Origin of the sequence: Klebsiella sp. MS 92-3, assembly GCF_000195655.1 — a bacterium.
GTDB classification, from domain to species: Bacteria; Pseudomonadota; Gammaproteobacteria; order Enterobacterales; family Enterobacteriaceae; genus Klebsiella; species Klebsiella pneumoniae.
The window spans coordinates 102,517-103,204 of sequence record NZ_GL882839.1 but is presented as its reverse complement, the minus strand read 5'-3'; the positions used below and the strand labels follow the sequence as shown (position 1 = coordinate 103,204).

Annotated in this window: 1 protein-coding gene and 1 pseudogene; both read right to left on the bottom strand. The window is 42.7% G+C overall.

Annotated features, from left to right (window positions below; translation table 11 throughout):
• Nucleotides 1-29: 29 nt before the first annotated feature.
• Nucleotides 30-341, bottom strand: a pseudogene (locus HMPREF9538_RS30380) (CcdB family protein); the annotation flags it as partial.
• Between the two features lie 11 nt (nt 342-352).
• Nucleotides 353-538, bottom strand: coding sequence for a hypothetical protein (locus HMPREF9538_RS06880; RefSeq protein WP_004175994.1), 186 nt, complete (start codon nt 536-538; stop codon nt 353-355).
• Nucleotides 539-688 lie beyond the last annotated feature (150 nt).

The following is a 688-nucleotide window of genomic DNA, read 5'->3' as shown; positions in this document are numbered from 1 at the left end:
GGGGGGGGGGGGGGGGGGGTTCCCGGCAGTCAGCAGTTCGTGATAAGTGTATCGATTGAATCGATAACGCCCTGGCGCGCATGACTCAGATTGCAGACGAAATCCTGTGGCGGGATCCGTTTATTATTTAAGTTACTGCTCATTGGCGTACAAAGTAAAAAGCTGTCAAATTCTATATTTATCCTTGGTACGGCATGCTGATGCCAGCGTGGTAACTGTTGTGGTCGCATTAAAGGAATAATGACTCTCGTGGCCAGGTCTGCATAATAATCATTCTGCACGATCATATAATATGGCAGGATTTTATTTGTCTGAGCAGAACAATTTCGATAAACATTGAATTATTCAAGCATCATAGCACCCTGAAAAATTCATCATCAGTAAGAGTGCCTCCTTTTGCAATAAATTCATTCATTGCGGCAATGAATTCCTTGTGCTGTCGCTGTTTATCTGCTTCTCGTAAATCCTTACCTGGCTGTTCTGACGCCTTCTGGACGGGTACGTCAGTGGGTCTTTTACGTAGCGTATTACTTTTGATCATAGGCTCCTTGCGGTTGGTTCTGTGATTATTTACTTTACCCACTAAAAAATAAATACCAGCAGTAAGTTTAATATTTATTTTGCGAGACAGCTTCCAGAGGGAAGTAACAGCCTGAAATATTCATGGTTATAGTAATAAACCTGGCGC